Origin of the sequence: Azonexus sp., from assembly GCF_041909095.1 — a bacterium.
Taxonomy (GTDB): Bacteria; Pseudomonadota; Gammaproteobacteria; order Burkholderiales; family Rhodocyclaceae; genus Azonexus.
The window spans coordinates 103,882-126,406 of the sequence record NZ_JAYREB010000002.1 but is presented as its reverse complement, the minus strand read 5'-3'; the positions used below and the strand labels follow the sequence as shown (position 1 = coordinate 126,406).

The window sequence follows — 22,525 nt, the reverse complement described above, 5'->3', positions numbered from 1 at the left end:
CTCAGACTCCCTGCTGACGCAGCCTGGCGAGATAGGGACCGAAGCCCTGCTCGCCCAGCCAGAATTGCAACAAACGGTCGACGCCATTACTGGTCAGCGTCGCACCGGCCAGCGCATCGACCTGATGGCCGGCATCCGGGCTGGCCGGATCGACCCCGCCCTTGACCACCTTGATGATCGGCCGGCCGGCATCGTCGAACAGCGTCTTGCCCGGCCACAATGCCTTCCATTTCGGATTGTCCACTTCGCCGCCGAGCCCTGGGGTTTCGGCATGCTGGTAGAAGCCGAGACCGACCACGGTATTGAGGTCGGCTTTCAGCGCAAGGAAACCGTGCAGCGTCGACCACAGACCGTAGCCGCGGATCGGCAGGATCAGCGATTCGATCCGGCCTTCCTGCTCGACCATGTACACGGTGGTGAAGCGTTCGCGCCGCTTGATCAGCGCCTTGTCCGCCTCGCTGCTGAGTGCGGCGGACATCTTCGGGTCCTTGGCGGCCTTCAGCGGATCGAAACCGAGCGGATCGAACGCCGTCTGATACTCGCCGGTATCGAGATCGACCACCCGCGCCTTGATGCGGCTGCCGAACACTTCCTTGACCTGTGCCGACGACAGCTTGTCGCCCAGCCCGGCGATCGCCAGGATGCTGCGCTGCTTGTCGAGCAGGCGGTTCTCGAGCTGGACCGGCTTCAGCGCCACCGCCGAACCGGCGACGAAAACCGAAGCGACCAGGCTGACGGTCAGCGCGACGAGCAGGGTGCGGAGCGTGGATTCCTTATTGCTGGACATGGCGCGCCGCCCTCCGCTTGATGTTGGCCGTGACCACGAAGTGGTCGATCAAGGGGGCACAGAGGTTGGCGAACAGGATCGCCAGCATCATGCCCTCGGGGAATGCCGGATTGACGACGCGGATGAGTACCACCATGACGCCGATCAGCGCCCCGAAAATCCATTTGCCGGTATCGGTCATCGCCGCCGATACCGGATCGGTGGCCATGAACACCATGCCGAACGCGAAGCCACCGAGCACCAGATGCCAATGCCAGGGCATGGCGAACATCGGATTGCTTGCCGAACCGACACTGTTGAGCAGCAGGCTGCAGCCGACCATGCCCAGCATGACGCCGCTGACGATGCGCCACGAGGCGATCCGGCTCAGCAACAGGACGGCACCGCCGATCAGGATGGCCAGCGTACCGGTCTCGCCGACCGAGCCCGGGATCGTGCCGAGGAAGGCATCCCACCAGCTCAGACCGCCTGCCGTCACCGCCGCGACACCGCCCGCTGCCGCGGTGGCCAGCGGGGTGGCGCCGGTGAAACCGTCGATCGCCGTCCACACCGCATCGCCGGACAACTGCGCCGGATAGGCGAAGAACAGGAAAGCCCGCCCGGCGAGTGCCGGATTGAGGAAGTTCTTGCCGGTGCCGCCGAACACCTCCTTGGCGATCACCACCCCGAAGCTGATGCCTAGCGCCACCTGCCACAAGGGAATCGACGGCGGCAGGATGAGCGCGAAGAGAATCGAGGTGACGAAGAAACCCTCGTTCACCTCATGGCCGCGGATCGTGGCGAACAGCACCTCCCAGAAACCGCCGACGATGAAGGTGACGGCGTAGATCGGCAGAAAATAGGCCGCCCCATGCACCAGGTTGTCCCACAGGCTGGCCGGATCGAAACCGGCAAACAGCGCGATCAGGGCGAGCCGCCAGTTGTCCTGCGCGGCCAGCAATTCCGGCTGGGCCGCAAAGACGGTGTTGGCCTGAAAACCGACGTTCCACATGCCGAAGAACATGGCCGGGAAAGTGCAGAGCCAGACGGTGATCATCATCCGCTTGAGGTCCAGACCGTCGCGTACGTGTGCGGTGGTCCGGGTGACGCTGGACGGCTTGAAGAGACCGGTATCGACCGCCTCGTAGAGGGCATACCATTTCTCGTAGCGGCCGCCCTTGTGAAAATGATGCTCGATGCTGTCGAGCCAGGAACGCAGCCCCATGCTCAACCCTCCTTCTCGATGCGCGTGAGGTTGTCACGCAGGATGGGACCGTACTCGTACTTGCCGGCGCAGACGTAGCTGCACAGTGCCAGATCCTCCTCGTCGAGTTCCAGGCAGCCCAGTTTCTGGGCCATCTCGGTGTCGCCGACAATCAGGTAGCGGAGTAGCTGCGTCGGCAGGATGTCGAGCGGCATCACCGCCTCGTAGTTGCCGATCGGCACCATTGCCCGCGGACTGCCGTTGGTACTGGTCGTGAAGTTGAAACGCTTGCCGGGCATCAACTTGGAGAGGTAGAGGTTCATCACCGAATGCTTGTCCACACCCGCCCGCAGGTAGTGCAGGAATTCCCGGTCATGCCCCTCGGCCAGGCAGGAAACCTGCTGATGGTAGCGCCCGAGCCAGGCGCAGGCGCCGCGTGCGGTACGGCCGCCGAAGACCGAACCGGAAATCAGGCGCGGCTTCGCGCCGGCAGTCAGTTCGCCCGCCGTCAGATCGTCCAGGCTGGCGCCGAGGCGGCTGCGCAGCAAACGCGGCCGGGCGACCAGCGGACCGCCAAGGGCGACGACGCGCTCGACGGCCAGTTGGCCGGTGGCGAACAGGCGACCGATGGCGATCACGTCCTGATAAGCGATCGTCCATACCGATTTGTGCGGCCCCACCGGATCGAGGAAATGAATATGCGTCCCGGCGAGACCAGCCGGATGCGGCCCGCGGAAGGACTCGACCTGAACTCGCTCCAGGCCGCTGCCGGGAATCGCGGCGCCGTCGGCAACGCACAGAAAAACCCTGGCCAGGCGGGCCAGCACACGCAACCCGCGGGTGAAATCGGCCGCCGCTTCAGCGATCACGACGGCCGGATCGGCGGCCAGCGGATGGGTATCGATCGCCGTCACGAAAATCGACGCCGGCACCGCATCGACGGCCGGCACCCGGCTGAAGGGACGGCTGCGCAACGCGGTCCACAACCCCGATTGCTGCAGGTTGTCACGTACCGCTTCGCTGCTCAGCCGATCGATCTGCGCCTCCGGATAGCTGGCGAAGCTGACTGCCTCGTCGCCTTCCAGCGCGATCACCACCGATTGCAGGACCCGCTGCTCGCCGCGATGAATGGCACTGACGACGCCGGCACCCGGCGCCGTGAAATTGACGCCTGGCGTCTTCTTGTCGGAGAACAGCACCTGCCCCAGCTTGACCCGATCACCGACCTGTACGGCCATCGTTGGCTTCATCCCGTGGTAATCGAAGCCGATGACCGCCACGCTGCGTACCGGCCTGGCGGCCTCGATACGCTGCTCAGGCGCCCCGGTGATGGGCAAGTCCAGACCGCGTTTAATTCTGATCATTCGCTTAGCCCGAATTGAAATTGACCACGCAAGGCGGGATTTCATCTCGCCCGGACTCTGCCCCGGGCGCCGCTCCCGTCCTTGCGACCTTGCATGCAACAACGTCAAAGGCCGGGAGTTTACCGGCGACGGCGGCTGGCTGGAACCGTCGGGCTGCAGATAATGGAATCGTGATATTCCATCGGGCAGAGCAATACGAATGCGCTGGACGAAAAAAAACACCCTGGCGGGTGTTTTTCTTTCGTCGTCTGGCGGAGACGGAGGGATTCGAACCCTCGATCCAGGTTTTGCCCGGATGCACCCTTAGCAGGGGTGTGCCTTCGACCACTCGGCCACGTCTCCAGTCCGTTCAGCGACGAGGCGCGGATGATATAGCCTCCGCGCCCTTTGGTCAAACCTTTACTGATCCAGACCGAAAGTGCGGTGCAGGACGCGCACGGCGAGTTCCAGATACTTTTCGTCGAGAACGACGGAAATCTTGATTTCCGAGGTGGAAATCATCTGGATGTTGATGCCTTCGTCGCCCAGCGCCTTGAACATCTTCGAGGCGACGCCCGGGTGCGAGCGCATGCCGACGCCGACCGCAGAGACCTTGCAGATCTTGTTGTCGCCGACGATCTCGCGGGCGCCCAGCTCGGCCTTGACCTTTTCCAGGATGGCCTGGGCCTTGGCGTATTCGCCACGATTCACCGTGAAGGAGAAATCGGTGGTGCCGTCGTGACCGATATTCTGGATGATCATGTCGACGTCGATGTTGGCGTCGGCAATCGAGCCGAGGATGCGGTAGGCGATGCCCGGGGTATCCGGAACGCCGAGCATGGTCAGCTTGGCTTCGTCGCGATTGAAGGCGATACCCGAGATGATCGGTTGTTCCATGTTCTTGTCTTCCTCAACAGTGATCAGCGTACCCTCCCCTTCGTCCTCGAAGCTGGAAAGAACGCGCAGTTTGACCTTGTACTTGCCGGCGAATTCGACCGAGCGGATCTGCAGCACCTTCGAGCCGAGGCTGGCCATTTCCAGCATTTCCTCGAAGGTGATGGTGTCGAGCTTCTTCGCTTCCGGCACGACGCGCGGGTCGGTGGTGTACACACCATCGACGTCGGTGTAGATCTGGCACTCGTCGGCCTTCAGCGCGGCCGCCAGGGCAACGCCGGAGGTGTCCGAACCGCCGCGGCCGAGCGTCGTGATGTTGCCGTCGGCGTCCACGCCCTGGAAACCGGCAACGATGACGACCTTGCCGGCATCGAGATCGCGGCGGATGTTCTCCTCGTCGATCGACAGGATGCGCGCCTTGGTGAAGGTGTTGTCGGTCAGGACCTTGACCTGGCCGCCGGTATAGCTGCGGGCATCGACACCGATCGCTTTCAGCCCCATGGCGAGCAGGCCGGTGGTGACCTGTTCGCCGGTGCTGACGACGGCGTCGAGTTCGCGGGGATCAGGCTGGGCCTGCATTTCCCGGGCTAGCGCGATCAGCTTGTTGGTTTCACCGCTCATCGCCGAGACGACGACGACAATCTGGTGTCCCTGCGCCTTGAAGCGGGCGATGCGCCGGGCGACATTCTTGATGCGCTCCGGGTTGGCGACGGAAGTACCGCCGTATTTCTGAACAATCAACGCCATGGATTCATCCGTAAAAACGTTGGAAACACGAAAGGGCCGGATTTTAACCCAGCCCGTCCGTTTCTAAAAGAAAGCGCTGCTCAGAGGTCAGCCAGCGCCCGCAGGTGGGCGCCGACGCTGCGCGCCAGCGAGGTCATCACGTAGCCGCCCTCGAGCATCGAGACGATGCGCTTACCGCACATTTCCGCAGCCAGCTTCTTGAGGTGCTCGGTACACCAGGCGAAATCCTTCTCGACCAGCTTGAGGCCACCCATGTCGTCCTCGTAGTGCCCGTCGAAACCGGCCGAGATGAAGATCATCTGCGGCTGGAACTCCTTCAGGCGCGGCGTCCATACCTGCAGCACGGCGTCGCGGAATTCCTCGCCGCCACAACCGGCGGCCAGCGGCACGTTGCACATGTTGGCGGCCGGATTGTCGATGCCTGAATAAGGATAGAACGGATGCTGGAAGATGCTGCACATCAGCACCTTGTCGTTGCCGGCAAAGCAATCCTCGGTCCCGTTGCCGTGATGCACGTCGAAATCGATGATGGCGACGCGTTCCAGCCCGTGCGCCTTGATCGCGTGCATGGCGGCGACGCCGATGTTGTTGAAGAAGCAAAAGCCCATCGGCGTGCTGCGCTCGGCATGGTGGCCGGGCGGGCGAACGGCGCAGAAGGCGTTTTCGCATTCGCCGCTAAGCACCAGATCGACCGCCTGGCAACCGGCACCGGCGGCGCGCAGCGCGGCCTGCCAGGTATGCGGGTTCATCGCCGTGTCGGGATCGAGATGGACGACACCCAGTTCGGGCGAGGCGCGCTTGATACGTTCAAGATGCGAGGCCGGATGGACGCGCAGCAATTGTTCGAAGGTGGCGAGCGGCGCATCGTAATAGACGAAATAGGCGTCGATGCCCTGAGCGATCAGGTGATCGTTGATGGCGGTCAGGCGCTGCGGGCATTCCGGGTGATGCGTTCCCATGTCATGCAACTGGCAGTCGCGATGGGTGATGAAGGCAGTTGTTGTCACTTGTTCTCTCTCTGCGGTTTTGCGCCTGTGCAGCGCTCCTCTGTGGCTCATTATCATCTCATTCCGGCGGCCGCTTCAAGCATTAGAATGGGCCATGCCCCGCACCCCCTGACGGATTGAACGCATGACCCACACAAATACCTCTGCCGCGGGCGACCACTCGCCGGACTTTGCCCCCGTCCTCGCCGCCGCCAATCGGATCATCCTCGGCAAGGCGCAGGAAATCCGCCTCGCCGTCGCCTGCCTGCTGGCCGGCGGCCACCTCTTGATCGAGGACCTGCCCGGCCTCGGCAAGACCACGCTGGCGCATACCCTGGCGGCGCTGTTCGGGCTCAACTTCTCGCGTATCCAGTTCACCGCCGACCTGCTGCCGGCCGACATCACCGGCGTCTCGATCTACGACCGCGCGCAATCGACCTTCCGCTTCGTCCCCGGCCCGGTCTTCGCGCAACTGGTGCTGGCCGACGAGATCAACCGGGCGACGCCGAAAACCCAGAGCGCGCTGCTCGAGGCGATGGAAGAAGGCCAGGTGACGAGCGAGGGCGAAACCCGCCGCCTGCCCCGCCCCTTCTTCGTCATCGCGACACAGAACCCGGCGCACCAGATCGGCACCTTTCCGCTACCGGAATCGCAGCTCGACCGCTTCCTGATGCGCATCGAACTCGGCTATCCCGGGCGCGACGCGGAGCGCGAACTGCTGCGCAGCGGCGGTCGTCGCCAGGCTGCGGAAAGTCTCGCCCCGCTGCTGGTGGCGGCGCAGTTGCCGGCCCTGCAGGAAGCCGTCGCCGCCGTCCATGCCGCCGATCCGCTGATCGACTACGTGCAGGCGCTGGTCGAGGCCAGCCGGCAGAATCCGGCCTTCCGCCACGGCCTCTCGCCGCGCGCCGGACTGGCATTGCTCGCGGCAGCCCGCGCCTGGGCCTGGCTGGCCGGCCGCGACATGGTGCTGCCCGACGATGTCCAGGCGGTCTTCCCGGCAGTCGCCCGGCATCGCTTGCTGGCGGCGCACGGCGACGGCATGGCCGCCGCCGGCGACATCGGCGCGCTGCTCGCCGGCGTCGCCATTCCCTGACCGCGATGCGCCTGCTCGACCGGTTGCAGGAATTCATATTCGGCAAGCGCAGCGACGGCGAGGCGCCGATCGTCCTCGACCGCCGGCGGATCTTCATCCTGCCCTCGCGCACCGGGCTGCTCTACGCGCTGGCCGTGATCGTCATGCTGATCGGCGCCATCAACTACAACCTGGCGCTCGGCCACGCCCTGGTCTTCCTGCTCGCCAGCCTCGGCCTGACCGGCATGGTGCACAGTTTCCGCAACCTGCACCGCCTACGCCTGCTGCCGGGACGGGCCGCGCCGGTGCATGTCGGCGAGACGGCGGAGTTCGAGCTGACGCTCGAGAACGACCGCCCCTATGCGCGCCGCGCCCTGGTCTTTGCCGCCGTCGCCGGGCTGCCGGTGAATGCAGCGGTCGACGCCGACGGGCGGACGACGGTCGCCGTACCGGTGCCGGCGCAACGGCGCGGCTGGCTAGCCTTGCCGCCGGTCCGCCTCGATACCCGCTACCCGCTCGGCCTGTTCACCGCCTGGAGCCAGCTGCGGCCGGCGATGCGCTGCCTGGTCTACCCGAGCCCGATCTTCACCCCGCTGCCGGCCAGCCGCCCCTTGCCGAACGGCAGCGCCCGCCATGGCGAGGGCGGTCAGGAGGATTTCGCCGGTTTTCGCGAACGCCAACCGGCCGATTCGTTGCGCCACGTCGCCTGGAAGGCGAGCATCCGCCAGGGCGACGAGCGACCGCTGCTGATCAAGGAATTCGCCGGCGGCAGCGACAGCGAACTGCGCCTCGACTGGGCGGCGACCGACCCCGCCCTGCCCGCCGAAACCCGGCTTTCGCTGCTCGCCGGCTGGGTGATCGATGCCGCCCAGCGCCAGCTTGCCTTCGCCCTCGCCCTGCCCGGCGTGGATATCCCGGCCGCCAGCGGCCGCGAGCAGCAACGCCGCTGTCTCGAAGCGCTCGCCCTGTATCCGGCATGAACCAGAAACGCGACGCCAGCCTCAGCCGCGAGCAGCCGCCCTGGCTGTTTGCCGCCGCCATCGCCGCCACGGCGCCACATGCGCTGGCGCTGCCACCATGGCTGACAGCGTTCGCCGTCGTCCTTTTCGCCTGGGCCGGCTGGCTGTGGTGGGAAGACCGGCGCCTGCCCGGGCGCTGGGTGCTGCTGGTGCTGACCGTTGCCGGCAACCTGGCGATCCTCGCCGAATACCGGACCCTGTTCGGGCGCGAACCCGGGGTTGCCCTGCTGGTCATGTTCATGGCGCTGAAGCTGCTGGAAATGCGCCACCGACGCGACGCCGTGGTCGTCGTCATGCTCGCCTATTTCCTGTTGCTGACGCATTACTTGCACTCGCAGGAGATCATTGTCGTACTCTGGCTGATCGTCGCCCTGTGGCTGGTCACCGCGGCCTTGACCCGTCTTCATGCCGGCCCCATCGAGCGCCGCGACAACTTGCGTCTGGCGGGAACGCTGCTGCTCCAGTCGCTACCGCTGATGCTTGTCCTCTACCTGCTTTTCCCGCGCATCAGCGGCCCGCTCTGGGGCTTGCCAGCGGACGCCAACACCGGCCGCACCGGGCTGTCCGAGCGCATGAATCCGGGCAGCATCGCCGAACTGGTGAGCAGCGGCGAAGTCGCCTTCCGGGTCCGTTTCGACGGCGCGCCGCCGGCACGCCGCCTGCTCTACTGGCGCGGGCCGGTGCTGGAAGATTTCGATGGCACGAGCTGGCAGCGTTCACCGCGCCGCCTGCCCGCGGAAGTGGTGCAGGCCGACGGTCCGGAGATCGCCTACGAAACCACGCTGGAAGCTCATGGCCAGCGCTGGCTGCTGGCCCTCGACGCGCCGCTGACGCTGCCCGAAGGCGCCAGCCGGGACGGGCGGCTGGCGGTGCTCGCCGCCCAGGCGATCGACAGCCGCCAGCGCTTCCGCCTGCGCGCCGCCACCGCTTTCCGCTTCAACCCGCAGGAAGCGCCGGCAACCCTGGCCGACAACCTCCGCCTGCCGACGGCTGGCAATCCCCGCGCCCGTGCTCTCGCCCGCGAGTGGCAGCAGCAGGCGCGCGCCCCGGCGGAACTGGTCGATCTGGCGCTGCGCCACTTCAACCGGGAAGCCTTTCACTACACCTTGCGTCCGCCGCTGCTCGGGCGCGACTCCATTGATGACTTCCTGTTCCGCAGCCGGCGCGGCTTCTGCGAGCACTACGCCAGCAGCTTTGTCTTCCTGATGCGTGCCGCCGGCCTGCCGGCGCGCGTCGTCAGCGGCTACCAGGGCGGCGAGTTCAATCCGCTCGATGGCTACCTGGTCGTACGCCAGTCGGAAGCCCACGCCTGGGCCGAGGTCTGGTTCGCAGGGCGCGGCTGGACGCGGGTGGACCCGACCGCGGCGGTCGCCCCGGAGCGCATCGAGCAAGGCATCGCCAGCGCCCTGCCGGCCGGCGAGCCCCTGCCCGCCTTCCTGCTCGAGCGCGCCGACTGGCTGCGCGACCTGCGCCACCGCTGGGAAGCCGTGAATAACGCCTGGAACCAGTACATCCTCGGCTACGACGGCGAACGCCAGCGCCAGTTCCTGTCGCAACTGGGCTTCGCCAACGTGGACTGGCGGCTGCTCGCCACCTTGCTCGGCATTGCCGGCAGCGGCGTGCTCGCCGCCATCCTGCTGCTCAACCTGTGGCACCGGCCGCGCGTCGACGAAGCGCGCCGCCTCTGGCGTCGTGCCCAGCGCCGAATCGGGTTAAACTGCGCGCCTCAGGAAACCCCGCTGGCATTTGCCGAGCGCGTGCGCAGGACCGATCCGGCGCTGGCCCCCGCTGTCGATGCGGTCGTCCGCCATTATCTGCTTGCCCGCTATGCCCGCACCGATCCCGAACACCTGGCGGCGCTGCGCGCCGCCGTCAATCGCCTGCCCCGACGGAGATTCGTTTGATCAAGACCCTAGCCGCCTGCGCCTTCACCGCCCTCACCACCTTCAGCCAATGCGCCATCGCCGCGCCCGGCAATATCGCCGAACTACCGGAAGCTGAAGCCTTCGCCCGCGACCTGGCGCAACGCCACGGTTTCGACGCCAGCGAACTGCTCGCCCAGTTCGCCCAGGTCAAACAAAACGCCAGCGTGCTGTCGTTGATCGCTCCGCCGACGCTGCCGACGCAGCGTTCGTGGACACGCTACCGCGCCCGCTTCGTCAATCCTCAGCGCGTCGCCGGTGGCGTCGATTTCTGGCAGGAGCACGCGGCAACCCTGGCCCGCGCCCGCGTCATCTACGGCGTCCCGGAAGAGGTGATCGTCGCCATCATCGGCGTCGAAACCGTCTATGGCCGCAACACCGGCGGCTTCAGCGTGCTTGAGGCGCTGGCGACACTGGCCTTCCAGTACCCGCGACGGGCCGATTTCTTCCGCACCGAACTCGAACAATTCCTGCTGCTCAGCCGCGAAAACAGCCTCGACCCGCTGAGCGTGCGCGGCTCCTACGCCGGCGCGATCGGCATCCCGCAGTTCATGCCCGGCAGCCAGCGCCGCTTTGCCGTGGATTTCGACCGGGACGGCCGCATCGATCTGGCGAACAGCGTCGACGACGCGATCGGCAGCGTCGCCCGCTTCCTCGAGCAGCATGGCTGGCAGGCCGGTCAGCCGGTTGCTGTAGCGGCCAACCTGCCGGGAACGCCGGACGCCTCGCTGATCGAAGCCGGCATCCGGCCCAGCCTGCGGGCCAGCGATCTGTTCGAGCGCGGCATCCTGGCCGAGGCGCCGGCGGAAGCGACGGTAACGCTGGTCGACCTGGTCACGCCGGAAGCGCCGACCGAATACTGGCTGGGCTTCGAGAATTTCTACGTGATCACCCGCTACAACCGCTCAAGCTTCTACGCGATGTCGGTTTTCCAGTTGGCCGAAGCGATCCGCCAGGCGCGCACCGAGATGCAGACGGCGCTCAACCAGGCGCAGTAGGCGGCGGCGCCTACAGCACCGAGTCGCGCGTCACCTTGCCGCGCCGCATCATGCGGCGCAGGCGCTCGAGGCCTTCCAGCTGGATTTGCCGGACGCGCTCGCGGGTCAGGCCGAGATCGCCGGCGATCGTGTCGAGGGTGGCGATTTCGTTGCCGTTGAGGCCGTAACGGCGCTCGATCACCTGGCGCTGACGCTCGCTCAATTCGCCCAGCCAGCTTTCAAGCAGGACACCGACCTCGTTCGACTGCAGCAGCAGTTCCGGGTCGGCGGCCCCGCTGTCGTCGGTGATGAACTCGGCCATCGTGTGGTTGGGATCGATGTCGAGCGGCGCATCGAGCGACGCGATATGCTCGTTGAGCGACAGGATGCGACGGATGTCGGCGACCGGCCGGTCGAGCAGGGTCGCCACCCGCTCGACCGTCGATTCGCGGCCGTCGGCGGCCTCCAGGTGGCGCATGGCACGCAGCACGAGGTTGATTTCCTTGACCACATGCACCGGCAGACGGATGGTCCGCGCGTGGTTCATGATGCTGCGCTCGATGCCCTGGCGGATCCACCAGGTGGCATAGGTCGAGAAGCGGAATCCGCGCTCGGGATCGAACTTTTCCAGCGCGTGGATGAGACCGAGGTTGCCTTCCTCGATCAGGTCGAGAAAAGGGACGCCGCGGTTCAGATAATGCTTGGCGATATTCACCACCAAGCGCAGGTTGTGCTCGATCATCTGCTGGCGGGCGGCAAAGTCGCCGCCGCGCACCTGGCGCGCCTTGGCCAGTTCCTCGTCCGGTGTCAACAGCGGCTTGGCGCCGATCTCGTTGAGGTAGATCTGGGTGACATCCTCGATCAGGCTGCCTTCGGCCAAGGGCAGATCGTCCAGCGCCTGCTGAAAGCCATCGCTTTCCGCGGCGCCGGTCAGCGCCGCTTCGTCTTCGTCATCCTCAGCCAAACTCATCTTTTCGGCAGGAAGGGCAGCGGATCGACCGGCTTGCCCTGCTTGCGGATTTCGAAATGCAGCTTGACGCTGTCGGTGCCGGTATCGCCCATTTCGGCAATTTTCTGGCCGCGTTTGACCGCCTGCCCTTCCTTGACCAGGATGCGCCGGTTGTGCGCATAGACCGAGAGGATGTCGGTGCTGTGCTTGACGATCACCAGTCGGCCATACCCCGCCAGCGCGTCACCGACGTAGAGCACCTTGCCGTCAGCCGCTGCCTGCACCGGGTCGCCGGCCTTGCCACCGAAGTCGATGCCCTTGTTGCTGCTGCCGTTATACCCGGCCTTGACCGTCGCTGCGCTCGGCCAGGCCCACTGCCCGGCCTCGGCTTCCGTCGGCGCGGTAGCGGGCGTTGCAGCAGAAGCGGCCGGCGCAGCTGCTGCCGGAGTACTGGCAGGAACGGCCGCCGGCAAGTTGTTCAGGCGGGCATGCGCTTCGTCCGAATACGGCTCCTTGCCGCCGCGCGGTTCGCTGATTTCGCCCTTTGCCGGCGCTGCCACCGTGCCGCCACTCTTCGGTGCCCCGTCAAGTGGCCGCGACTCGACGCCGCTATCAATGCCGATCGGGCTGGCCACCGATACCGTAGCGGAGGTCGTTGCGCCGGTCGCCGCCGGACGCAGGCGCAAGATCTGCCCTTCGCGCAGGGCCGAGGGATTTTCAATGTTGTTCAGCGCGGCAAGCTCGGCATGGTCGAGCCCGTTCTCGCGCGCGATGCGATACAGGGTGTCGCCACGTTTGACCAGGTACTCACCGGGGCCGGCGGTGCGGCTCTGCGCCGTCGGCGAAGAATTGGCAACCGGCGCAGGCGCCTGGGAACAGGCAGCGAGGGAAAGAAGGAGTGAAACCAGGAAAAGGGGTCTGATCATTGTGTTCCGGATAACAGAGGAACGAACCGGACGGGGTCCAGTCGCGTCTCCGTGAAACCGTTGGGGGTGTGTTCAACAAGGCAAAGATACTGCTCCTGCCCCCCGACAGGCAAGACCATTCGGCCGCCGGGCGCCAGCTGACGCAGTAATTCCGTTGGAATAACAGGACCGGCAGCGGCGACGATGATGCTGTCGAAAGGGGCGGCTTCCGGCAAACCGAAATTGCCGTCGGCCAGTTTCAGGCGCACGTTGAACTGCTGCAAGGTCCGCATGTTGGCCTTCGCCTTCTCGAGCAGTGGCCCGATGCGTTCGAGCGCAAACACGTCCTTGCTCAACTGCGCCAGCACCGCCGCCTGATAGCCACAACCGGCGCCCACCTCGAGCGTCTTGCCCAGAGCGGGACGACCGTTGAGCAACAACTCGATCATCCGGGCAACGATGTAGGGCTGGGAAATCGTCTGCCCCATGCCCAGAGGCAGGGCCGTGTCTTCGTAAGCCCGCGAGGCCAGCGCCTCTTCGACGAAGGCATGGCGCGGCACCGCCGCCATCGCCGCCAGCACTTTCTCGCTACGGATGCCTTTTTCCCGCAGGCGGTCGACCATCCGCGCACGCGTGCGCTGCGACGTCATACCGATCCCCTGCAAGCTACGAACCGTCATTGCAACCAGGCCCGTATCGCAGGCAATTGACTGAACTGCGTCAGATCGATTTGCAGCGGCGTGATCGACACCCGCTTCTGCTCAACCGCGTGAAAATCAGTTCCAGGCCCGGCGTCGGCAGCAGCGCCCGCAGCGCCGATCCAATAAACCGTTTCCTTGCGCGGCGAGGTCATGCGTACCACCGGTTCCGCCTTGTGCCGTCGCCCGAGACGGGTCACTTCCCGTCCGGTCAATTGCTCGTAGGGAATATCCGGCACATTCACATTCAGCAGGACCGGCGCCTCGATCGGATTATCCAGATAATGTTCGACCAGTTCGCGGGCAACCCGTCCGGCCGTCGCAAAATTCAATCCGTCAAAACTGGTCATCGACATGGCAATCGCCGGAATGCCGAGCAGATAACCTTCCATGGCGGCGGCAACGGTTCCCGAATAAATCGTGTCGTCACCCATATTGGCGCCCGAATTAATTCCGGAAACGATGATATCCGGCAGGTCATCCAGCATTCCGGTCACCGCCAGATGGACGCAATCGGTTGGTGTGCCATTGACGAAATAAAACCCGTTGGCAGCCTGTTTCAGGAGCAACGGCCGATCCAGCGTCAACGAATTACTGGCACCACTCCGATTCTGCTCCGGCGCGACGACGACGATTTCCCCCAGATCGGCCAGGGCTTCCGCCAGAGCGGCAAGCCCCGGCGCGAAATAACCGTCATCATTACTGAGCAGGATACGCATCAGACCAGCAGCGCATCCATGGCACCGCCTTCCGCCAACCAGGCTTCAACCCATTTCGGCTTGCGACCGCGACCGGTCCATTCCTCACCGCTCTGCGGATGACGGTACTTGACCTTGACCTTGCCACCAGCACTGACGCGGGTTTTGACTTCCTTGGCCAGCAATTCCTCGATGGCAAAACCGCGGGCCTTGGCAAAAGCGCGCACTTCATTGAGGACATTCACCTTTTCAGCAGCTTCGCGCCGCTTCAATTCGGCGGGAATTTGCTGCTGCAGATCACGAAGCTGGGCGAGAGTAAGCGTAGACAGATCCATAACAACCTCCTTGAGCAAAGAGCTTGCAATTATAGGCCAGAATTCAAAAAATAATATTCAATAAACCGAATCCCCCAAAAGCTGCTCAATATTATCCGGGGAATATCTTTCCGGTATCCGTTTCAGGACGCTCCGGCCCCGTAAAACACCGACCGCTGAGCAAAGGGCAAATGCCGAAACAACCGCAAGCAAGGCCAGCAATCCAGACCAAAAACAAAAAGCCAATCCGGAGATTGGCTTTTATGTTTTTGGTCGGGGCGGCGGGATTCGAACTCGCGACCCCTTGCACCCCATGCAAGTGCGCTACCAGGCTGCGCTACGCCCCGACAAGCTGAGCATTATACCGCAATATCGCCTTTTCAAACAGCCAACATGTCGATTATTGCCTGCAATTCGGCGCGCAACGTACCCGAGGTCTTGCCTGCAGATTCAGTCTCGGTAACTTCAAGCTGCTCAAGCGGAGCCCCCTCGTCCAGGCGATTCCGTGCACCACTTATCGTAAAACCCTGATTGTAAAGCAATTCCCGGATACGACGAACCAACAGAACTTCATGATGCTGGTAATAGCGCCGATTCCCCCGACGCTTCACCGGCTTGAGCTGGTTGAACTCCTGCTCCCAGTAACGCAGCACATGCGGCTTGACGCCGCACAACTCACTGACTTCACCGATGGTGAAATAGCGCTTGGCTGGAATCGGCGGCAGTTCGTCCTTGCCTGACATCTTAGGCGGTAACTCCATCGAAAGCTTCTTCAACATCAGACTTCAGCTTCTGGCTGGCATGAAAGGTGACGACGCGCCGCGCGGTGATGGGAATTTCCTCCCCGGTTTTCGGATTGCGTCCGGGGCGCTGCGGCTTGTCACGCAACTGAAAGTTGCCAAAACCGGAGAGCTTGACCCCGTCACCGGTTTCCAGAGCATTGCGGATTTCTTCGAAAAAGGCCTCAACCATGTCTTTGGCCTCGCGCTTGTTGAGACCCACTTTCTCGAAAAGCAGGTCTGCGAGTTCGGCTTTGGTCAGCGTCATCGTTATCTATTCTTACTCAAGCTCGCAGCTGGGCAGCGAAGTTCTGCTCCAGGCTAACGATCAGTTGCTGCATCGCTGCATCAACATCCGAATCTTGCAAAGTGCGTTGAGTATCTTGCATAACTATCCGTAACGCAAGACTTTTTTTGTTTTCAGGGACCCCTTTGCCGGCGTAAACATCGAACAACTGGAGGTCGGTAATCAGGGCCGGAAGATCCTTTTTCACGCCATCAACCAAGGCCTGCAAGGTCAGCTCACGATCAACAACAACCGCCAGGTCGCGCACCACCGCCGGGAACTTGGAAACCTCGGCATAGGCCGGCACGCTTGCCGCTTTCAGAGCATCGAAATCGAGCTCGAACAGAACTGGCGGCGCAGTCAGCTCGTACTTCTGCACCCACTCCGGGTGCAATTCGCCCAGACAGCCAAGCTCATAACCGTCGATCAGAATGCGGGCAGCGCGACCGGGATGCAGCGCCGGGTGCTCGAGCCTTTCGAAACGCAAGACCGCCGGCGCCAGCAGCGCCTCGATATCGCCTTTAACATCGAAGAAGTCGACCTTGCGCGGGCCGCTTGCCCAACCATCAGGCAAGGCGCCACCAAAGGCGAGGCCGGAGAGGCGCCAGGGCTGCCGATATCCGGCCACCGGCCGGGCAGCAGCATCGCGATGGAAGCTACGCCCCACTTCGAACAGGCGGACGCGGGTCTGCTTGCGTTTGAGGTTGGTCACCAGGTTGGCGACCAGCCCGCCGATCAGCGTCGAACGCATGACCGCCATCTGGCTGGCAATCGGGTTGGCCAGCCGGATCAGATCCGCTTCGTCCTGCTTGCCGGCAAAATCGGCTTCCCAGGCGGATTCAACAAAGGCGAAGTTGACCACTTCCTGGTAGCCGCGATCGGCCAGCATCTGGCGGATGCGGTAAGCCGGCCGCTGCGCTTCCGGCTGGCGCAGCATCGCCATGCGGGCGCGCGGCGCCGGCGACGGGATGTTGTCGTAGCCGTACAGGCGGGCGATTTCCTCGATCAGGTCTTCCTCGATTTCCATGTCGAAGCGCCAGCTTGGCGGCGTGACGAGGAATTCATCGCCTTCTTGCGTGAAGTCCAAGGCCAGGCCCTTGAACAGGCCAGCGATGCGTTCGGCGCCGAGCGGCAGGCCAAGCACCTTTTCAGCCCGGGCGGTACGCAGGCGGACCGGCTGGCGGGCCGGCAGTTCGGCCTTGGCTTCGACAACCGGACCGGCCTGACCGCCGCAGATTTCCAGGATCAGTTGCGTGGCGCGTTCGATGGCACGGCGCGTGCCGCCGAAATCGACGCCGCGTTCGAAACGGTGCGAGGCATCCGACGCGAAGCCGTAGCGGCGGGCGCGGCCGGCAATGGCGGCCGGCGCGAAGAAGGCGGATTCAAGGAACAGTTCGCGCGTTTCCAGCGTGATGCCGCTCTCCTCGCCGCCCATGATGCCGGCCATGGCGAGCGGCTTGGCGTCGTCGGAAATCATCAGGATGTCGGCGTCGACCGCAATGATCTGCTCGTTGAGCAGGAGCAGCTTTTCTTCCGGCAAGGCCATGCGTGCATGCACCGCACCTTCAAGGTGGGTGTTGTCGAAGGCATGCAGCGGCTGGCCCAGTTCGAGCATGACGTAGTTGGTGATATCGACCAGCGCGGAAATCGAGCGGATGCCGCTGCGTTCCAGGCGGCGCTTCATCCATTCCGGCGTCGGCGCCTTGGCATCGACTTCCTTGACGATGCGACCGCAGTAGAGCGGGCAGGCGGCCGGTGCGTCGAGCACGACGGCACGCGTATCGGCAATGCTGGCCGGCACGTCGTCGATCTGCGGCAGCTTGGTTGTGGCGCCGGTAATGGCACCGACTTCACGCGCGACGCCGAGCAAGGACAGGCAGTCGGCGCGGTTCGGCGTCAGCTTGATCTCGAAAACCTGATCGTCGAGATCGAGGTATTCGCGGATCGCCTGGCCGACCGGTGCGTCGGCAGGCAGCACGAGCAGGCCGGAGGCGTCTTCGGCAATACCGAGTTCCTTGGCCGAGCAGAGCATGCCCGAGGATTCGATGCCGCGCACCTTGGCGACCTTGATCTTGAAGTCGCCGGGCAGTTCGGCGCCGGGCAGCGCGCACGGCACTTTCAGGCCGGCGGCGACATTGGGCGCACCACAGACAATCTGCTGCGGCGTGCCGGTACCGACATCAACCTGACAGACGTTGAGACGGTCGGCATCGGGATGCTTGACGACTTCGAGCACCTGAGCGACGAGCACTTGATTGAAGGCGGGCGCGACCGGCGACAGGTCCTCGACTTCGAGGCCGGCCATGGTCAGCAAATGGGAAAGCTCGTCGCTCGACAAGGCCGGATCGACGAAGGTACGCAACCAGGATTCGGAGAATTTCATGGACGTGTTCCGAAAAAGGGGATCAGGCGAACTGGCGCAGGAAGCGCAGGTCGCCTTCGAAGAACAGGCGCAGGTCATTGACGCCGTAGCGCAGCATGGTCAGGCGGTCTGGGCCGAAGCCGAAGGCAAAGCCGGTGTACTTTTCCGGGTCGATGCCGGCGTGGCGCAGCACGTTCGGATGGACCATGCCGCAACCGGCGATTTCCAGCCAGCGGCCCTTCAGCGCGCCGCTCATGAAGGCAACGTCGATCTCCGCCGATGGCTCGGTGAACGGGAAGAAGGACGGACGGAAGCGCACCGTCAGGTCGTCGGTCTCGAAGAAACTCTTCAGGAAATCAGCGATGACGCCCTTGAGATCGGCGAAGGAAACGTTCTCGCCGACCCACAGGCCTTCGACCTGGTGGAACATCGGCGAGTGCGTCGCGTCGGAATCGACGCGATAGACACGGCCCGGCGCAATGATGCGAATCTCGGGCATGGTTTCCAGTTGGCCGTATTTGGCCACGTGCGCCTGCATGTAGCGCGCCTGGATCGGGCTGGTGTGCGTACGCAGCAGCACCTTGTCGGCGAGCGAGCCGTCCGGGTTCTGCAGGTAGAAAGTGTCGTGCATCGAACGCGCCGGATGATCCTCGGGCGTGTTCAGCGCGGTGAAGTTGAAGAAATCCTCTTCGATTTCCGGGCCATCGGCAACCTCAAAGCCGATCGAGGCGAACAGCGATTCGATACGCTCCAGCGTGCGCGTCACCGGATGCAGCCCGCCACGCGATTCGCTGCGGCCAGGCAAGGTGATGTCGAGCGCTTCTTCGGCCAGGCGGGCAGCCAGTGCCGCCCGGCGGATCGCTTCGCGGCGTTCGTTGAGCGCCGTCTCGACGGCAGTCTTGGCGACGTTGATCGCCGCCCCGGCGACTTTTTTCTCTTCGGGCGGCAGTTTGCCCAGGCCCTTCAGGAGTTCGGTGATCTGTCCGCTCTTGCCCAGGAAACGGGCTTTGGCCTGCTCCAGTGCATCCGGGTCGGAAATGGCAGCGAATGCAGCACGCGCTTCGCTAACGATCTGCTCAAGATTGTCCATGGACTTCTACCAACGGTTACAACACAAGGAAACAAAAAAGGAGGCTTGCGCCTCCTTTTTATTCAAGAGCTTAAGCTCAGGCGCCGAGCTTGGCCTTGGCTTGCGCAGCCAGGGCGGCAAAAGCCGGCTGATCGAAAACGGCCAGGTCAGCCAGGACCTTGCGGTCGATTTCGATGTTGGCCTTCTTCAGACCGTTCATGAAGGTGCTGTACTTCATGCCCAGCTCACGAGCGGCGGCATTGATACGGGCGATCCACAGGGAACGGAACTGGCGCTTGCGCTGACGACGGTCACGGTACTGGTATTGACCGGCCTTCATCACCGCCTGCTTGGCGATGCGATAGACGTTCTTGCGACGACCGCGATAACCCTTGGCCTGGGCCAGGACCTTCTTGTGACGGGCGCGTGCCGTTACACCACGTTTGACTCGGGACATGTGCTATCTCCTTACGCGTAGGGCATCATGGCGCGAACGGAGGCGACGTCACGCTCGTTCACTGCTGCGGCACCGCGGAGGTGACGCTTAACCTTGGTGGTCTTCTTCGTCAGGATGTGACGCTTGAAGGCTTGGCCACGCTTGATGGAACCACCAGCGCGGACCGAGAAACGCTTCTTGGCGCTGCTCTTGGTCTTCATCTTGGGCATTTTGATGCTCCTTAATGTCATGCCGTCAGGTGGTTCCCGGCGGGAACGCTTGTACTACCCGAAAGCACTAATAACTGCTTTTTACTGCACTTACTTCTTTTTGGCCGGCCCGATGATCATGATCATCTGGCGCCCTTCCATCTTCGGCATCTGCTCGACTGCACCGATGGCGTCGAGGTCTGCCTTGATCCGTTCCAGCTGGCGCATGCCGAATTCCTGGTGCGCCATTTCGCGGCCCCGGAAGCGCAGGGTCACCTTGACCTTGTCGCCTTCTTCCAGGAAACGCGTCATGTTCCTGAGCTTGATCTGGTAATCGTTTTCGTCGGTACCCGGGCGCAGTTTGATTTCCTTGACCTGCACCTGTTTCTGCTTCAGCTTGGCTTCGTGTGCGCGCTTCTGTTCCTGGTACTTGAACTTGCCGTAATCCATGATGCGGCAGACCGGCGGTTTCGCCGTCGGCGCGATCTCGACCAGATCGACACCGGCCTCTTCGGCCATCTGCAGCGCGGAACGGATGCTGACGATCCCTAGCTGTTCACCTTCCAAACCCTGGAGACGAATCTCCGGCACCGTAATCTCATCGTTTAAACGATGGGCCTTGTTCTGAGCGATGGTAAAACCCCCGAAATATCAATAATTAAGCCGTGCCACTCCGCGCCGCGACTTCCCCTTGGAGTCGCTCGATCAGTGCCTCGACCGTCATCTGTCCGAGATCCTGACCGCCGCGTGTACGCACGGCCACCAGTCCGGCTTCCTTTTCCTTGTCGCCGACGACAAGCTGATAAGGCAACCGGTTCAAGCTATGTTCGCGGATTTTATAGGTAATTTTCTCGTTGCGCAAATCGCTTTCGGCCCGAATACCCGCCCGGCGCAGCATTTTCGCAACACCATCGGCATAATCCGCCTGCCGTTCCGAAATATTGAGCACCACAGCCTGTACCGGCGACAACCAGAGCGGCAACGCCCCCGCGTAGTTCTCAATCAGGATGCCGGTGAAGCGCTCCAGCGAACCGAACAAGGCGCGGTGCAGCATGACCGGACGCTTGCGGCTGTTGTCCTCGGCGACATAGTTGATGTCGAAACGCTCGGGCAGGTTCATATCGACCTGCAAGGTGCCGCATTGCCAGTCACGGCCGATAGCATCGCGCAGGACGAATTCGAGCTTGGGACCGTAGAACGCCCCCTCCCCCGGGAACAGTTCGTAGGCCATGGCCATGCTGTCGAGCGCCGACGACAGGGCGCCTTCCAGCTTGTCCCAGGTTTCGTCGCTGCCGATACGGTTTTCCGGACGGGTCGACAGCTTGATGCGCACGTTCTCAAAACCGAAGTCCTTGTAGATGTCCAGGATCAGGCGCACGACTTCCTTGCACTCGGCTTCCATCTGTTCTTCGGTACAGAAGACGTGGGCGTCGTCCTGCGTGAAGTGACGCACGCGCAGCAGACCATGCAAGGCACCGGACGGTTCGTAGCGATGGACCTTGCCGAACTCGGCCATACGCAACGGCAGGTCGCGGTAGCTCTTGAGGCCGTGCTTGAACAGCGAGACGGCACCGGGACAGTTCATCGGCTTCAGCGCAAAGACGCGCTCGTCTTCGGTGGTCGTGGTGAACATGTTCTCCCGGTAGTTGAACCAGTGACCGGAGGTTTCCCACAGCGAACGATCCATCACGTCGGGCGTATTGACCTCGACGTAACCTGCCCTTTCCTGCTGCTCTCGCATGTAGCCGATCAGGGTCTGGAACAGCGTCCAGCCCTTGGGGTGCCAGAACACGGAACCCGGCGCCTCTTCCTGAAAATGGAAGAAATCGAGTTGTTGACCGAGACGACGGTGATCGCGCTTCTCGGCTTCTTCCAGCATGTGCAGGTGGGCCTCGAGGTCTTCCTTCTTCGCCCAGGCAGTCCCGTAAATGCGCTGCAGCATCTCGTTCTTCGAATTGCCGCGCCAGTAGGCACCGGCCACCTTCATCAGCTTGAAGACCTTGAGCTTGCCGGTACTCGGCACGTGCGGTCCACGGCACAGATCGACGAAATCGCCTTCACGGTAGAGCGAAACCTGCTGATCGGCCGGAATCGCCTCGATCAGTTCCGCCTTGTATTTCTCGCCGAGGCCAAGGAAGAACTTGACCGCGTCGTCGCGCGCCCAGACCTCGCGCGAGACGGGAATATCCTTTTTCGCCAGTTCGGCCATGCGCTTTTCGATGGCAACCAGGTCTTCGGTGGTGAACGGGCGCTTGTAGGAGAAGTCGTAATAGAAGCCGTTCTCGATGACCGGGCCGATGGTCACCTGCGCCTCGGGGAACAGTTCCTTGACCGCGTAAGCGAGCAGGTGGGCGGTCGAATGGCGGATGACCTCCAGCCCTTCAGCGTCGCGCTCGGTGATGATCGCCAGTTCGGCATCGTTCTCGATGCGGAACGACGTATCGACCAGGCGTCCGTCCACCTTGCCGGCCAGTGCGGCACGGGCGAGTCCGGCGCCAATGCTGGCGGCGACTTCGGCAATCGTCACCGACTGCTCGAACGAGCGGATGGAACCATCGGGAAGTTTGATATCGGGCATGACAGGATTCTCTGGACGAAAAAAAAGTGCGGGCTGAGCCGCACTTTTTTTGAATGAACGAAAGCCGACTCGATTAGAGTTTCTGAACTGCAGTGCAAGTTCGGAAAGTGATCAAAACGACTCCGTCAGGAATTTGGTAGGCGGTATTGGAATCGAACCAACGACCTCCACGATGTCAACGTGGCGCTCTAACCAACTGAGCTAACCGCCTGAAGAAGCGCGCATTATAGACCCACCAGGGAATTTGTCAACATTTGTTCCAGACTATTTCGATCCACAGTAACATTCGCCTCTCGACATCCCGATAATTCA

22 protein-coding genes and 3 tRNA genes are annotated in these 22,525 nt (G+C 63.2%); 4 read left to right on the top strand and 21 right to left on the bottom strand.

All coding sequences use genetic code 11. From position 1 onward, the window contains the following. Nucleotide 1 precedes the first annotated feature (1 nt). The 6 genes from ACE3OV_RS07405 to ACE3OV_RS07380 form a co-directional block, all read right to left on the bottom strand. Nucleotides 2–787, bottom strand: coding sequence for a Na(+)-translocating NADH-quinone reductase subunit C (locus ACE3OV_RS07405; protein WP_374326346.1), 786 nt, complete (start codon nt 785–787; stop codon nt 2–4). Further along, nucleotides 774–1,991 carry an NADH:ubiquinone reductase (Na(+)-transporting) subunit B gene (locus ACE3OV_RS07400; protein ID WP_374326345.1) on the bottom strand — a complete coding sequence of 406 codons (1,218 nt, stop codon included), beginning with the start codon at nt 1,989–1,991 and terminating at the stop codon, nt 774–776. Before ACE3OV_RS07400 ends, ACE3OV_RS07405 begins: the two co-directional genes overlap by 14 nt. Before the next feature lie 2 nt (nt 1,992–1,993). Then, nucleotides 1,994–3,334 (bottom strand): Na(+)-translocating NADH-quinone reductase subunit A, encoded by a 1,341-nt coding sequence (locus tag ACE3OV_RS07395; RefSeq protein WP_374326344.1) that lies wholly within the window; start codon nt 3,332–3,334, stop codon nt 1,994–1,996. A gap of 249 nt (nt 3,335–3,583) precedes the next feature. Next, a tRNA-Ser gene (locus ACE3OV_RS07390) sits at nt 3,584–3,676 on the bottom strand. Nucleotides 3,677–3,733: 57 nt separating this feature from the next. Beyond that, nucleotides 3,734–4,954, bottom strand: coding sequence for an aspartate kinase (locus ACE3OV_RS07385; protein ID WP_374326343.1), 1,221 nt, complete (start codon nt 4,952–4,954; stop codon nt 3,734–3,736). A gap of 80 nt (nt 4,955–5,034) precedes the next feature. Continuing rightward, a complete protein-coding gene (locus ACE3OV_RS07380) occupies nt 5,035–5,961 on the bottom strand; it encodes a histone deacetylase family protein (protein WP_374326342.1) in 927 nt (308 codons plus the stop codon). Nucleotides 5,962–6,085: 124 nt separating this feature from the next. Here ACE3OV_RS07380 and ACE3OV_RS07375 point away from each other — a divergent pair, with 124 nt between their 5' ends. From ACE3OV_RS07375 to mltB, 4 genes are read left to right on the top strand one after another with little or no spacing between them, the layout of a single operon-like run. Next, nucleotides 6,086–7,033 (top strand): AAA family ATPase, encoded by a 948-nt coding sequence (locus ACE3OV_RS07375; protein WP_374326341.1) that lies wholly within the window; start codon nt 6,086–6,088, stop codon nt 7,031–7,033. Nucleotides 7,034–7,038: 5 nt separating this feature from the next. After that, nucleotides 7,039–7,992 carry a DUF58 domain-containing protein gene (locus ACE3OV_RS07370; RefSeq protein ID WP_374326340.1) on the top strand — a complete coding sequence of 318 codons (954 nt, stop codon included), beginning with the start codon at nt 7,039–7,041 and terminating at the stop codon, nt 7,990–7,992. Beyond that, on the top strand, nt 7,989–9,935 hold the full coding sequence (locus ACE3OV_RS07365) for a DUF3488 and DUF4129 domain-containing transglutaminase family protein (protein ID WP_374326339.1): 1,947 nt from the start codon (nt 7,989–7,991) through the stop codon (nt 9,933–9,935). The genes ACE3OV_RS07370 and ACE3OV_RS07365 overlap by 4 nt, the downstream gene beginning before the upstream one ends. Further along, complete coding sequence (mltB, locus tag ACE3OV_RS07360) at nt 9,932–10,951, top strand: lytic murein transglycosylase B (RefSeq protein WP_374326338.1); 1,020 nt, start codon at nt 9,932–9,934, stop codon at nt 10,949–10,951. The genes ACE3OV_RS07365 and mltB overlap by 4 nt, the downstream gene beginning before the upstream one ends. Before the next feature lie 10 nt (nt 10,952–10,961). On the opposite strand, the gene rpoS is transcribed toward mltB, so the two are convergent. From rpoS to ACE3OV_RS07285, 15 genes are all read right to left on the bottom strand, one after another. Next, nucleotides 10,962–11,900, bottom strand: a complete 939-nt coding sequence (gene rpoS / locus ACE3OV_RS07355) for an RNA polymerase sigma factor RpoS (protein ID WP_374326337.1) — start codon at nt 11,898–11,900, stop codon at nt 10,962–10,964. Continuing rightward, nucleotides 11,897–12,805 carry a peptidoglycan DD-metalloendopeptidase family protein gene (locus tag ACE3OV_RS07350; RefSeq protein ID WP_374326336.1) on the bottom strand — a complete coding sequence of 303 codons (909 nt, stop codon included), beginning with the start codon at nt 12,803–12,805 and terminating at the stop codon, nt 11,897–11,899. Before ACE3OV_RS07350 ends, rpoS begins: the two co-directional genes overlap by 4 nt. Then, nucleotides 12,802–13,434, bottom strand: coding sequence for a protein-L-isoaspartate(D-aspartate) O-methyltransferase (locus tag ACE3OV_RS07345; protein WP_374326335.1), 633 nt, complete (start codon nt 13,432–13,434; stop codon nt 12,802–12,804). The genes ACE3OV_RS07350 and ACE3OV_RS07345 overlap by 4 nt, the downstream gene beginning before the upstream one ends. Before the next feature lie 26 nt (nt 13,435–13,460). Beyond that, nucleotides 13,461–14,201: a 5'/3'-nucleotidase SurE gene (surE, locus tag ACE3OV_RS07340; RefSeq protein ID WP_374326334.1), complete on the bottom strand. Its 741-nt coding sequence runs from the start codon at nt 14,199–14,201 to the stop codon at nt 13,461–13,463. Continuing rightward, nucleotides 14,201–14,515, bottom strand: a complete 315-nt coding sequence (locus ACE3OV_RS07335; RefSeq protein ID WP_374326333.1) for an H-NS family nucleoid-associated regulatory protein — start codon at nt 14,513–14,515, stop codon at nt 14,201–14,203. The genes surE and ACE3OV_RS07335 overlap by 1 nt, the downstream gene beginning before the upstream one ends. 249 nt (nt 14,516–14,764) lie before the next feature. Then, a tRNA-Pro gene (locus tag ACE3OV_RS07330) sits at nt 14,765–14,841 on the bottom strand. Nucleotides 14,842–14,874: 33 nt separating this feature from the next. Beyond that, nucleotides 14,875–15,255 carry a MerR family transcriptional regulator gene (locus tag ACE3OV_RS07325; RefSeq protein WP_374326493.1) on the bottom strand — a complete coding sequence of 127 codons (381 nt, stop codon included), beginning with the start codon at nt 15,253–15,255 and terminating at the stop codon, nt 14,875–14,877. Continuing rightward, nucleotides 15,239–15,547 (bottom strand): integration host factor subunit alpha, encoded by a 309-nt coding sequence (locus tag ACE3OV_RS07320; RefSeq protein WP_374326492.1) that lies wholly within the window; start codon nt 15,545–15,547, stop codon nt 15,239–15,241. Before ACE3OV_RS07320 ends, ACE3OV_RS07325 begins: the two co-directional genes overlap by 17 nt. A gap of 10 nt (nt 15,548–15,557) precedes the next feature. After that, nucleotides 15,558–17,942, bottom strand: coding sequence for a phenylalanine--tRNA ligase subunit beta (gene pheT, locus ACE3OV_RS07315; protein ID WP_374326332.1), 2,385 nt, complete (start codon nt 17,940–17,942; stop codon nt 15,558–15,560). Nucleotides 17,943–17,964: 22 nt separating this feature from the next. Then, complete coding sequence (pheS, locus tag ACE3OV_RS07310; protein ID WP_374326331.1) at nt 17,965–19,011, bottom strand: phenylalanine--tRNA ligase subunit alpha; 1,047 nt, start codon at nt 19,009–19,011, stop codon at nt 17,965–17,967. Between the two features lie 76 nt (nt 19,012–19,087). After that, complete coding sequence (rplT, locus tag ACE3OV_RS07305; RefSeq protein WP_374326330.1) at nt 19,088–19,447, bottom strand: 50S ribosomal protein L20; 360 nt, start codon at nt 19,445–19,447, stop codon at nt 19,088–19,090. Between the two features lie 11 nt (nt 19,448–19,458). After that, complete coding sequence (gene rpmI / locus ACE3OV_RS07300) at nt 19,459–19,656, bottom strand: 50S ribosomal protein L35 (protein WP_028995804.1); 198 nt, start codon at nt 19,654–19,656, stop codon at nt 19,459–19,461. A 90-nt stretch (nt 19,657–19,746) separates the two neighbouring features. Next, nucleotides 19,747–20,268 (bottom strand): translation initiation factor IF-3, encoded by a 522-nt coding sequence (infC, locus tag ACE3OV_RS07295; RefSeq protein WP_374326491.1) that lies wholly within the window; start codon nt 20,266–20,268, stop codon nt 19,747–19,749. Nucleotides 20,269–20,293: 25 nt separating this feature from the next. Next, entirely contained in the window at nt 20,294–22,213 is a 1,920-nt protein-coding gene (gene thrS, locus ACE3OV_RS07290; protein WP_374326329.1) for a threonine--tRNA ligase, read from the bottom strand. A gap of 134 nt (nt 22,214–22,347) precedes the next feature. Continuing rightward, nucleotides 22,348–22,424, bottom strand: a tRNA-Val gene (locus ACE3OV_RS07285). Between the last annotated feature and the right edge of the window lie 101 nt (nt 22,425–22,525).

Excerpts from the sequence above, each read along its gene's own strand:
- ACE3OV_RS07405 (WP_374326346.1), bottom strand. The coding sequence starts at position 787 with ATGTCCAGCAATAAGGAATCCACGCTCCGCACCCTGCTCGTCGCGCTG.
- ACE3OV_RS07400 (WP_374326345.1), bottom strand. The coding sequence starts at position 1,991 with ATGGGGCTGCGTTCCTGGCTCGACAGCATCGAGCATCATTTTCACAAG.
- ACE3OV_RS07395 (WP_374326344.1), bottom strand. The coding sequence starts at position 3,334 with ATGATCAGAATTAAACGCGGTCTGGACTTGCCCATCACCGGGGCGCCT.
- ACE3OV_RS07385 (WP_374326343.1), bottom strand. The coding sequence starts at position 4,954 with ATGGCGTTGATTGTTCAGAAATACGGCGGTACTTCCGTCGCCAACCCG.
- ACE3OV_RS07375 (WP_374326341.1), top strand. The coding sequence starts at position 6,086 with ATGACCCACACAAATACCTCTGCCGCGGGCGACCACTCGCCGGACTTT.
- ACE3OV_RS07370 (WP_374326340.1), top strand. The coding sequence starts at position 7,039 with ATGCGCCTGCTCGACCGGTTGCAGGAATTCATATTCGGCAAGCGCAGC.
- ACE3OV_RS07365 (WP_374326339.1), top strand. The coding sequence starts at position 7,989 with ATGAACCAGAAACGCGACGCCAGCCTCAGCCGCGAGCAGCCGCCCTGG.
- rpoS (WP_374326337.1), bottom strand. The coding sequence starts at position 11,900 with ATGAGTTTGGCTGAGGATGACGAAGACGAAGCGGCGCTGACCGGCGCC.
- ACE3OV_RS07350 (WP_374326336.1), bottom strand. The coding sequence starts at position 12,805 with ATGATCAGACCCCTTTTCCTGGTTTCACTCCTTCTTTCCCTCGCTGCC.
- ACE3OV_RS07345 (WP_374326335.1), bottom strand. The coding sequence starts at position 13,434 with ATGACGTCGCAGCGCACGCGTGCGCGGATGGTCGACCGCCTGCGGGAA.
- surE (WP_374326334.1), bottom strand. The coding sequence starts at position 14,201 with ATGCGTATCCTGCTCAGTAATGATGACGGTTATTTCGCGCCGGGGCTT.
- ACE3OV_RS07335 (WP_374326333.1), bottom strand. The coding sequence starts at position 14,515 with ATGGATCTGTCTACGCTTACTCTCGCCCAGCTTCGTGATCTGCAGCAG.
- ACE3OV_RS07325 (WP_374326493.1), bottom strand. The coding sequence starts at position 15,255 with ATGGAGTTACCGCCTAAGATGTCAGGCAAGGACGAACTGCCGCCGATT.
- pheT (WP_374326332.1), bottom strand. The coding sequence starts at position 17,942 with ATGAAATTCTCCGAATCCTGGTTGCGTACCTTCGTCGATCCGGCCTTG.
- pheS (WP_374326331.1), bottom strand. The coding sequence starts at position 19,011 with ATGGACAATCTTGAGCAGATCGTTAGCGAAGCGCGTGCTGCATTCGCT.
- rplT (WP_374326330.1), bottom strand. The coding sequence starts at position 19,447 with ATGTCCCGAGTCAAACGTGGTGTAACGGCACGCGCCCGTCACAAGAAG.
- rpmI (WP_028995804.1), bottom strand. The coding sequence starts at position 19,656 with ATGCCCAAGATGAAGACCAAGAGCAGCGCCAAGAAGCGTTTCTCGGTC.
- thrS (WP_374326329.1), bottom strand. The coding sequence starts at position 22,213 with ATGCCCGATATCAAACTTCCCGATGGTTCCATCCGCTCGTTCGAGCAG.